The 8,950-nt window shown below is 66.1% G+C and carries 13 protein-coding genes; 9 read left to right on the top strand and 4 right to left on the bottom strand.

Annotated elements, in window-relative coordinates:
* Positions 1-295: 295 nt before the first annotated feature.
* The 7 genes from AC59HU_RS11950 to AC59HU_RS11920 all read left to right on the top strand — a co-directional run bounded on the left by AC59HU_RS11950 (position 296) and on the right by AC59HU_RS11920 (position 4,923).
* Positions 296-544, top strand: coding sequence for a hypothetical protein (locus AC59HU_RS11950; protein ID WP_497223652.1), 249 nt, complete (start codon positions 296-298; stop codon positions 542-544).
* A 441-nt stretch (positions 545-985) separates the two neighbouring features.
* Complete coding sequence (locus AC59HU_RS11945; RefSeq protein ID WP_497223651.1) at positions 986-1,348, top strand: PadR family transcriptional regulator; 363 nt, start codon at positions 986-988, stop codon at positions 1,346-1,348.
* Entirely contained in the window at positions 1,345-2,418 is a 1,074-nt protein-coding gene (locus AC59HU_RS11940; RefSeq protein ID WP_497223650.1) for a hypothetical protein, read from the top strand. Before AC59HU_RS11945 ends, AC59HU_RS11940 begins: the two co-directional genes overlap by 4 nt.
* Positions 2,419-2,429: 11 nt before the next feature.
* Positions 2,430-2,720 carry a hypothetical protein gene (locus AC59HU_RS11935; protein ID WP_497223649.1) on the top strand — a complete coding sequence of 97 codons (291 nt, stop codon included), beginning with the start codon at positions 2,430-2,432 and terminating at the stop codon, positions 2,718-2,720.
* Between the two features lie 133 nt (positions 2,721-2,853).
* Positions 2,854-3,390, top strand: a complete 537-nt coding sequence (locus AC59HU_RS11930; protein ID WP_497223648.1) for an immunity protein CdiI family protein — start codon at positions 2,854-2,856, stop codon at positions 3,388-3,390.
* A gap of 156 nt (positions 3,391-3,546) precedes the next feature.
* A complete protein-coding gene (locus AC59HU_RS11925; protein WP_497223647.1) occupies positions 3,547-3,873 on the top strand; it encodes a hypothetical protein in 327 nt (108 codons plus the stop codon).
* Positions 3,874-4,248: 375 nt separating this feature from the next.
* Positions 4,249-4,923, top strand: a complete 675-nt coding sequence (locus AC59HU_RS11920; RefSeq protein ID WP_497223646.1) for a hypothetical protein — start codon at positions 4,249-4,251, stop codon at positions 4,921-4,923.
* 415 nt (positions 4,924-5,338) lie between these two features.
* On the opposite strand, the gene AC59HU_RS11915 is transcribed toward AC59HU_RS11920, so the two are convergent.
* Positions 5,339-6,217 carry a CE1 family esterase gene (locus AC59HU_RS11915; protein WP_497223645.1) on the bottom strand — a complete coding sequence of 293 codons (879 nt, stop codon included), beginning with the start codon at positions 6,215-6,217 and terminating at the stop codon, positions 5,339-5,341.
* 81 nt (positions 6,218-6,298) lie between these two features.
* Between AC59HU_RS11915 and AC59HU_RS11910 the strand changes: the two genes are divergently transcribed.
* Positions 6,299-6,643 carry a MerR family DNA-binding transcriptional regulator gene (locus AC59HU_RS11910; protein ID WP_497223644.1) on the top strand — a complete coding sequence of 115 codons (345 nt, stop codon included), beginning with the start codon at positions 6,299-6,301 and terminating at the stop codon, positions 6,641-6,643.
* A 107-nt stretch (positions 6,644-6,750) separates the two neighbouring features.
* Here AC59HU_RS11910 and AC59HU_RS11905 read toward each other — a convergent pair whose 3' ends face one another.
* From AC59HU_RS11905 to AC59HU_RS11895, 3 genes are all read right to left on the bottom strand, one after another.
* Entirely contained in the window at positions 6,751-7,056 is a 306-nt protein-coding gene (locus AC59HU_RS11905) for a hypothetical protein (RefSeq protein WP_497223928.1), read from the bottom strand.
* Positions 7,053-7,481: an Abi family protein gene (locus AC59HU_RS11900; protein WP_497223643.1), complete on the bottom strand. Its 429-nt coding sequence runs from the start codon at positions 7,479-7,481 to the stop codon at positions 7,053-7,055. Before AC59HU_RS11900 ends, AC59HU_RS11905 begins: the two co-directional genes overlap by 4 nt.
* Positions 7,482-7,654: 173 nt before the next feature.
* Positions 7,655-8,218 (bottom strand): dihydrofolate reductase family protein, encoded by a 564-nt coding sequence (locus tag AC59HU_RS11895; protein ID WP_497223642.1) that lies wholly within the window; start codon positions 8,216-8,218, stop codon positions 7,655-7,657.
* Between the two features lie 375 nt (positions 8,219-8,593).
* Between AC59HU_RS11895 and AC59HU_RS11890 the strand changes: the two genes are divergently transcribed.
* A complete protein-coding gene (locus tag AC59HU_RS11890) occupies positions 8,594-8,947 on the top strand; it encodes a nuclear transport factor 2 family protein (protein WP_497223641.1) in 354 nt (117 codons plus the stop codon).
* The last annotated feature ends 3 nt before the right edge of the window (positions 8,948-8,950 follow it).

Below are 8,950 nucleotides of genomic sequence, written 5' to 3'. Positions count from 1 at the left end.
AAATGCCGGTGTAGACGAGCACGCAGCACGGTCGCGTCTCGCTAGCCTGGGCCATCATGTACCGGCAAGTTTCGATGTGTTTGTAAGTCACAGCGTTGTCGACGCAAGGGTCGTCCTTGGCATCCGTAGTCTCCTAATCGCGCAAGGCTTGACTGTCTACGTCGATTGGCTGGACGACCCTCAGCTGGATCGTTCGACCGTCCGGCCTTCGACGGCCGCACTGCTTCGCCAGCGCATGCGTGCCTCTCGCACTCTCTTGTACGCGACCTCCCGGGCCGCAAGTAGATCACGTTGGATGCCTTGGGAACTCGGCTTTTTCGACGGGATCAAGGGATCCGATCGAGTTTCGATCATGCCAATTGAGAACTGGGGAGATCAGAACTTTGTAGGCGAAGAATACCTAGGGCTTTACAAGCTCGTGGCGAAACCTACCGGGGTGAGCAGGCCTTCGACCGCCTACGTTCTGCCGGTCTCCGGCTGGGCAGAATCTCTTGGTTCGTTTGGCAAAGCTGAAGGGCGCTACAACATTTACGAAAGACGGTAGATGGTAACTCGCGCGACCGGAAAGGACTGCGCCTAGTTGCGCCACACAATGCAGGATTTCATCAGCGGTCGTTCGGGAAGACGAATTCGCTCGGTTGATCTGACGATCAGATAGGCGAGGTGCGTCGCCAGCGACGCGTGCGATCACCCTCGATGGCCATAGGGGCATCTCGCCAATGGCAAGCAGGCCTCTCTTCTTTCGACGTCGTGGCAGCGGTTCGTGCCGCCTGCGAAGGCCTCGGCGACCCGCTAGTCGGCCTTCGGCGCTTCCTTGAAATGGGGCGGGGTACAGAGCCGAGCCTGTAGGTTCGCCTACCCCGTCGGGTTCAAGGAACACCTGGCTCCGGCACCCATTCGGCCCTTCGCCCTGATGACACACCCTTTTCACTGCGCACTACCGCGCACTCCGTGGTACCGTGTCACTCGACACAGTGGAGGTCCTATGGATACGACGCAACTACTCAAGGGCGTGCTCGACGTGGCCGTACTGGCCGTGGTGCAGCACGACGACGGGTACGGGTACGACATCGTGCGGCGCCTGCGCGACGCGGGGCTGGGCGACGTGGGTGACGCGTCGGTCTACGGAACCCTCCGCCGGCTCTACGCGGCGGGCGCGCTGTCGAGCTACGTGGTGCCGTCCGACGGGGGCCCGCACCGCAAGTACTACGCCATCAACGCCGAGGGCCGCGACATGCTGGCCCGCCAGCGCACCACCTGGTCCGACTTCACGGGGGCCATGTCGGCCCTGCTGGCCGAGACCCCGCCGAAGAAGTCCGCGCTTCGCACGATCGGAGAGAACAAGTGAGCGAACAGACCGCCACCCTCGACAAGTCCATCGCCGACTTCGCCGCCGCGGTGAGGCGCCACCTCGACGACCTGCCTCTCGACGACGTCGACGATTTGACCGGCGGGCTCGAAGCGGATCTCTCCGAGCAGGCCTCCGACGAGAAGGGCGACTTGCAGCTTGACGACCCGGCCTCCTATGCAGACGAGTTGCGCGCATCCGCTGGTCTGCCGCCCCGCGCCAGTTCGGCCCTGCCGCTGCGCGGGCGTGTGAAGAAGAAGCTCGACGAGCTCGAAGCGACGACCGAACGGATCATCCACTCGACCCGGATCGGATCGCGGCTGGTCGAGTTCGCCGTCTCGCTGCGGCCCGTCTGGTGGGTGCTGCGCGGCTGGGTCGTCTACCAGCTGCTCACGGTCGTGGTGCACGGGCGCAGCGCGCTGGTGCCGACCGGACTCATCATGTGGGGGATGCTGTTCGCCGCGATCGTGCTGAGCGTTCAGTGGGGGCGTGGTCGGTGGGCGCCCGGGGCGTTCCTGCGGGTTCTGCGGGTGGCGGTCTCGGTGGTCGCGATCGTGACGTTGCCGTTCGTCACGGCGTGGGCGTTGGACCAGGCCAGGACGGGTTCCGAGACCTCGTACGCCGTCCCCTCCACCGACCCGAGCGGGCTGTGGCTCGACGGGCAGCGGGTCACGAACATCTTCGGGTACGACGCCCAGGGCGATCCCATCACCGGCCTTCAGCTATTCGATCAGAACGGGGTTCCGCTGGTGACCGTCGGGTCCGGGCTCGTCGGGGAGGACTACAACCACAACGAGGACGGCGTGACGGTCACCGTGCCCTTCGCGGACAGTCCGCTCGGGAACATCTGGAACGTCTACCCGTTGAAGGAGGCGCCCGTCGATGGCGAGGGTTACGTGGATGCTCGCGACGCGCTGCCGGCGACACCACCGTTCCGCACCACCGACGCCGTGCCGGAGTCGGCGGCTTCTGCGCCGGCGGCCTCGCCGACGCCGAGCCCGACACCCACGCCGGCCCCGGCTCCTACGCCCACGGCCGAGCCGACTCCGGCGCCGGCGCCGGCGCCGTGAGCATGGCCGAGGTGCCACCTGCCGTCTCGGCGGACGCGGGAACCGATGCCCCGTTCGAGCTCGAGGCCCGCTGGAAGGAAGAGGTCTTCTACTGGGAGGGCGACCGCGGCTTCCTGTTCGACGCCGGCTGGGGCGTCGAACCTCCGGTGCTCTACGTGCCGCCCGCAGAAGACTGGGACGCCTGCACACCGGAATGGATGCACGGCCGTCGCGCCCTCATCCTGTCCCGGCTCGACGGCTTCGCCCGTCACCGCCTGGAAGAGGGGCCGTATCCGCGCACCCAGCGGGGCCTCACCCGATAGCCCGGAGCTACAGGAAGCCCGCGCCGAGGATGGAATGGTCGGCCTGGCCGGCCGCATAAGTGAGGCAGGCCGAATGTCTTCGGAGGTCACGTAGGTATAGTCCTCGAGGATATTGCGACCGTAGGCTCTCGATGTGAGCAGTGAGCGCGCCGCCCGGCGCCGGACGACGATCCGCCTCTTCCCGGACTACGCCCCGTCGGTGATCTGGTTCACCGATGGGCCTGTTGCGTACGAACGGACTCGGCTGAGCGACGAACTCGTCGCCGCCCTCAACGAGTGGGACTCGTTCTTCTACTCGTCGATGAATCTCGAGACGCGTGGCTTCACGAACGACGCACTGAGAAATGCCTTCCTGAACGAGGGGCGCCGGTTGGCGAGGTCTCTCGCGCGGGAGGTCGGCGCGGGGTTCGAGATCGAGTACGACTCGGTCGTCGGCAAGGTCACGACGATCAGTGAGGATGCGGCGGAAAATCCCGAGGCGGCGCTCTTCTTCAACGATCTCGCCGATGCCGAACTGGCTCAGGCGCGGCGGTGGGCAGAGAACAGGGAGCGATCGGGTTCGGTGCGCCTCGTGCGGAAGGCGGATGACGGATCGCTCCACGAGATAGTTCCGAGCGGCGACGACGACGCTCCCCAGGGCTCGGCAGCGCGCGACCGAACCTGCGATTAGCGATGGTCGGCGCCGCACCCCCACACGACCGGCATGTCTGCCGCATCCTGAGTCGGGCATCGGGCCTGGTCGTCGCCGGCCGTGGCTCGTACGCTGACGGGATACGCGCATCCGGGACCGTCCATGCCGAGCCGGCGTTCCCGCTAGAGTCGCGGCATGACCACGGGGGAACAACCGAAGACCGCAAAGTTCGTCAACCGACCGGGCGCGGAGCCCCTCAGAAATACGGCTCCCAATGCCTCCTACCCATTCGCGATCGTCGCACTTGTCGCCGGCGTGGTGTCGATCGTCCTGAACTTCTTCCTCATCCCGTCGATCGTCGGTGTCGTCTTCGGCGTCATCGGCATCCGTCACGCGCTCGCTGCGCGGACAGAGGCCGGCGCGAAGCCGGGTCTCGGCATCTCCATCGCGGGAATCATCCTGACGGGTCTGGGAGCGATCGCCTACATCGTCGTCGTCGCGATCAACGTTGCGATTCACTGAAACCGGGATGACGCGTGCGCGCCGGGTGCGGGAGGGTCGACGGACATGAATCCGACGCGCAATCGTCAGCACCCGCGACGTGGCCTCGGCGAACGCCTAGCGTCGCGCGATGACCTGCCGTCGAAACGCGGTTGGAGCATCTGGGCCGCTCTGCGAAGATGAGCTCCGGGGGCGAAATCGATGGTCTATATCAGTGACACGTTCGGGGTGATCGCGATCGTGGCTGTGATCGTCGTGCCCGCGGCCATCGCAGCTTTGCTCATAGCGGGAGGTGTGGCCGTCGTCGGCTGCATTCGTCGGCTCCGTGCTCGGGGCGACACGTTGAATCGTGAAGTCTCGGAACGGTAGACGGGCAGAGGGAGGGGGACGGACAGCGTGATCATCGCATCGACGCCGTGGCAGCGCGACGACTTCTCGGGCCACATGTCATTCCTCCTGATGCTCCTGGTCGGCTTCTTCGTGGTGTTGATCGCCGGAGCGCTCCTCGTCTTCGTCGGCGCGATGGTGGTCTCGCTGGCCCGATACCCGCGAGTTCTTCGAGACGTGAACGCCAACCTGCTCGAACTCGCTGCGCTGCATCCGGATGCGACGACCCTCGGGGGCATCGTCGCGAACGGCTTCTATCGCTCCCTTCGCCGACTGCGACTCGGCTCCGCCGACAAGGCCAGGCACATCGCGGTCATGGTCGACGCACGTGGCGTGACCGTGTGGTCGCTCACGACTCCCTACTTCCGCTTCGTCACCATCCCGGTCGAGGACATCGAACTCCTGAAGGTCGGGCGCGGAAGATCCGGTCGGGCTGGGGATCTGCTCTCGGTCACGGTCCGCGACGCGACCCGTGCCGGCGAGCTTCCATTGCTTTACTGGCGCCGCGGTCAGGGAGGAGCGACAGACGAAGGCTCAGCCCTCATGGCCGAATTGCTCGATCTGAATCTCCGGCACGACGTTAAGGTGCCGGTGCCGGATGGAGTGAACCTGTTGCAGGCGACCCCGGAGGAGGCGGGTCGGATGCGGGCCGTCGCGGCGGAACACCTGGCGGCGCGCGATTAGCCGGTCTCCGGGACTAGCTCGCGTCACCTCCACGGCACTCAGTTGGTCAGGCAACGGCGGGCCGGTAGAGCAGGGCGACTGCGCCCGATCTGAAGCCCTGGCGGTCGACGAGCTCGAGCGGCAGGCGCTCGCGTAGCCCCGCGAACAAGGAAGGTCCTTGGCCCCAAGGTCAGTACACGAAGTCAGGTCCTTGCCAAGAACCCTGAGGCCGAGGCGTTCTTGAACTGGCAGATGCCGAAGTCGCTCAGCTCAAGCGCCTCGCCGAGCTCCGCGACGAATCCGGCCGGTCCGCCTCATGCGCAAGAGCGAAGACGGATCGCTTCACGAGGCCGTTCCGAGCGTGGACGAACCCTTCTAAGTCAGCCGCTGGACCCGATAACTAGTTGGCACGCGGCAAACTGCGAGACGATTCACCTCACGCGGAGTGCTTGAGTGGGCCCATTGTGTCGAGAACGATGTCGTCAACGAGGCGACCTGCCCCCGTTCGTCCAAGAACAGCGGGCGCCGGTTTCGCCGCCGGAACGGTGTGGCCGCCGCCGTGCACTGTGTACAGCGTGACGGGCGGGCGGCCCGGCTCGCGGTACGTCGTCTTCTCCATCCGCGGGCGGCTGCGCATGCCGGGCGATGCCGGGACGTCCACGACCGTGGGGGCGGCGGCGATGCCGTTGCGGCGGGCGAAGTACTCGGCCGTGGCCGACGCGGAGAGCGCCACTCCCCCGACCTTGAACATCGCGCGCGCCCACCACGCCATCCGACCGCCCTTGTAAGGAACGATCCGATCCGCTGTGCCGGCCACGAGAGTGACAGGGATGGGGTGCTTCGTCGTCTCCGAGAAGGGGCCGATGAAGTTGTCCCGATCGGGCATGGTCGCTGCAACGACGACCACCCCCGTCAGGAGGTCCGGTGCTTCGTGGATGAGGCGGAAGACCATCTGGCCGCCGTTGGAGTAGCCGACGCCGACGACCTGGCGCGCGTCGACGCGGTGGGATCGGCGCACGGAGTCGACCACGGCACGCGCAAACGCGACGTCATCCACCTGCTCGAGACGGGCCGGGAAGGAGCTCTCGGCGCGGGCATCGTTCCAGTTGCCGCGGTAGCCGTCGAGGTAGGCCACCACCGCTCGGCCGTCGGTCGCGAGGCGGTCGAGGGCACCGCCCGTGAACTGGCGGTGGATCTCGCCGGTCTGTTTCGAGCCGTGGAGGACCAGCACGAGTGCGCGGTCTTCTGCTCCGTCGGCCTCTCCGGTCACCGTGAACGAGCGGGTGCGGCCTGCGGCCGTGACAGTTGAACGCATCGAACATCCTTCGTGTTCCGGCGGATCTCGCCCGAACACCGTCACGCTAGACTCTGACATCATGTCAAGGTCAAAGGCACGATGAAGATCGGCGAGGTCAGCCGGCGCAGCGGAGTGAGCGCGCGATCGCTGCGGTACTACGAGCAGCATGGGCTCATCTCTGCCCGCCGCGAGTTGAACGGGTATCGCGACTACGACGACTCGACGGTGGAGCGCGCCGAGATCATCCACATGCTCTTCGGCATGGACTTTCCGCGCGAGGTCGTGGTGTCGGTGTTGGCCTGCACCGGGGAGGCACCGGCGGATGCGCATGACGCTCTCGCGGAGCAGCTCGTGCAGGTACGGGCGGGGCTGGCGGAGCGGATCGCTCGGCTCACCGAGACGCATCGGCAGGTGAGTGCGTTTCTGGAGGAGCGGGGTCGCTGAGGCGGAAGTGCTTGGGCCCACGCGGCTTTCGGAGAGCGATAGCAGGTCACTACGAAGCGTGCCGCAAGGCGCTTGTCATGCCGCCAGCTCGGTCATCCAGCTCTCGATCAATGACTAGTCCAGAGATCAAGCTCCGCCCAACTCTCAGGGGCACCGAGGTGCTTGATGGTGACGGTGGGCATCGCAGGGAAGCTTCTCAGCACGGCCGGTAGCACACTGAGTTTGCCGAGGCCTCGTTGCTCGAGCAGGAACTGGATCATCGAGAGATGCCCGAACGCGCGGGTAAAGGGCCCGCATTCGTCGAGCTGAGGAAAGCGACCGAGCGACGGAAGCTTCGGCGCTATGGCGAAGACACGATTGAAAAGTCGCCCGTGATGAGCGCACACGTTTCGAACGACGTTAAGTGACTTCAGCCAGGAGCCGACTTACGGGCCCGTTCCAACTTCGCCACCCACTCGTCGTGGGAGTCGCCTTGCGCCGTTGGGCCGAGGCAGTCTTGACGCAGGTGAGCGCATTCGTCCAAGGCTCCCAAAGCGTGACCGAGCGACGCCCGCACGGCCAACTCGATACCGCCCAGAGCCGCGAAAGCCATCGACCGCAAACTGTGGTCGAACCGATACAGATCCAACACAGATGCAAGGGTCGTGCCTGGGTAAAAGTCGTCCTGCCGGATCCCATTCTCGAGCTCTCGAAATGGATACCAATAGCCGCTGAGACGGTAATAGCTGACGCGTTTGAGATCACGAGCCGCACTCTCGCGGTCACCGACATACATGCCCCGCTCGACCAACAGATCAATCAGATCGTCGTAATCCCGGTACTGCTTTACACCCGGCACGAGCGCACGCCCCGGTCAAAGCGAAGACCGGCCCTGGACCTACTGAGTAGGCGGAACCGGTCGTGATGGATTGACTTTACCACCTCGGGCCTTCTTGTGTGCAGCATAGCTGACATATTATCAACTGCTGGTTGAGTGGCCAGTCTCGCTGCGTGCCGCCGGAGAACGGTTGCTCACGTGGCGGCAGGCCGGTAGAGCAGAGCCACTGCGCCCGACTGGAACTCCTGGCGATCGATGAGCTCGAACTTAAGCCGCTCGCGCAGACCCGCGAACACGGTCGGCCCGTGACCCGCGATCACCGGATGCACCACGAAGGCGTACTCGTCGATCAGGCCCAGGTCGGCCAGGGCCAGCGGCAGCGTGACACCGCCGACCGACAGGCCCTCCCCTGGCTCGGCCTTGAGACGACGGACCGTCTGCTCCAGGTCGCCCCGGACGAGCTCGGCGTTCCAGTCGACCTCGGGCAGGGTGCTCGAGACGACGTACTTCTTCGCCGCGTCGAGGGTCTCGGCGAAGGGGATGTCCCGCTCGGTCATCCAGTCGGGCCATTCCCCCGAGCCAGGCCGGCGCCAGGCCGACTCCATCATCCGGTAGGTCTCACGGCCGTAGAGCACCGCATCCGCCCGGGCGATCTGTGCGGTCCAGAAGCGCATCGACTCGTCGTCGGGGGCGATGCCCGCCTCGTGATGCACGCAACCGTCGAGGGTGACGTTGATTCCGTAGCGCAGGGGTCTCATCCGTTGCTCTCCTTCGACGCGTGCGGAGTGGTTCACCGGTGCGTTGCCAGGGTACCCGCGCGAGATGCGGCGGTGAAGAGTGGCGGGCCTCCGATCCCGGAGAGCAGCGTCGAAGCCCGTGGCGCTCAGCCCGACGATGAAGACGACGTCGCGCGGGCTCGCCGCCTCGCGTGCTCACCGCCACGCCACCATGCCGACCCGCGGCCTCGCGTGCGCCCGGGCGCAAGGCCTCGCGCGCTCACTGGCTCACGGCTCCGCTGCCCCGCGGCCCCGCGGCCTCGCACAAGGATCGACCGGCGGCCGCCGCACCCGTAGCGTGGTTCCTGTCGCAGTACCGCGCTCCCACTCGCATCCGCCACAACGAAGGAGAGAACCATGACGAACAGCACCGAAGACCTGATGAACGCCAACCTCCTCGAGGTGTTCGGCCAGCGCGACGCCGCGCTGCGCCGCACGGCGATCGAGCGCACCTACACCGAGGACGTCGTGTTCCTCGACCCCGACGAGGTCGTCGAGGGCTATGACGCGCTCGACGCGAAGGCGGGCAAGCTCCTCGAGGGGGCGCCCGGCTTCGTGTTCGCTCCGGCCGGCCCCGTCTACGTCAACCACGACATGGGCTACCTCGCCTGGAACTTCGGGCCCGAGGGCCAGGACCCGGTCGTGCGCGGCTTCGACGCCTGCTTCATCCGCGACGGCCGCATCGCCAAGGTCTACACGGTGCTCGTCTAGGAC

The organism is Herbiconiux sp. 320_LB, assembly GCF_059691755.1.
The sequence above is the reverse complement of the archived record's forward strand: the minus strand, read 5'-3'. Positions and strand labels throughout refer to the sequence as shown.

Excerpts from the sequence above, each read along its gene's own strand:
- AC59HU_RS11950 (WP_497223652.1), top strand. The coding sequence starts at position 296 with ATGCCTTGGGAACTCGGCTTTTTCGACGGGATCAAGGGATCCGATCGA.
- AC59HU_RS11945 (WP_497223651.1), top strand. The coding sequence starts at position 986 with ATGGATACGACGCAACTACTCAAGGGCGTGCTCGACGTGGCCGTACTG.
- AC59HU_RS11925 (WP_497223647.1), top strand. The coding sequence starts at position 3,547 with ATGACCACGGGGGAACAACCGAAGACCGCAAAGTTCGTCAACCGACCG.
- AC59HU_RS11915 (WP_497223645.1), bottom strand. The coding sequence starts at position 6,217 with ATGCGTTCAACTGTCACGGCCGCAGGCCGCACCCGCTCGTTCACGGTG.
- AC59HU_RS11910 (WP_497223644.1), top strand. The coding sequence starts at position 6,299 with ATGAAGATCGGCGAGGTCAGCCGGCGCAGCGGAGTGAGCGCGCGATCG.
- AC59HU_RS11895 (WP_497223642.1), bottom strand. The coding sequence starts at position 8,218 with ATGAGACCCCTGCGCTACGGAATCAACGTCACCCTCGACGGTTGCGTG.
- AC59HU_RS11890 (WP_497223641.1), top strand. The coding sequence starts at position 8,594 with ATGACGAACAGCACCGAAGACCTGATGAACGCCAACCTCCTCGAGGTG.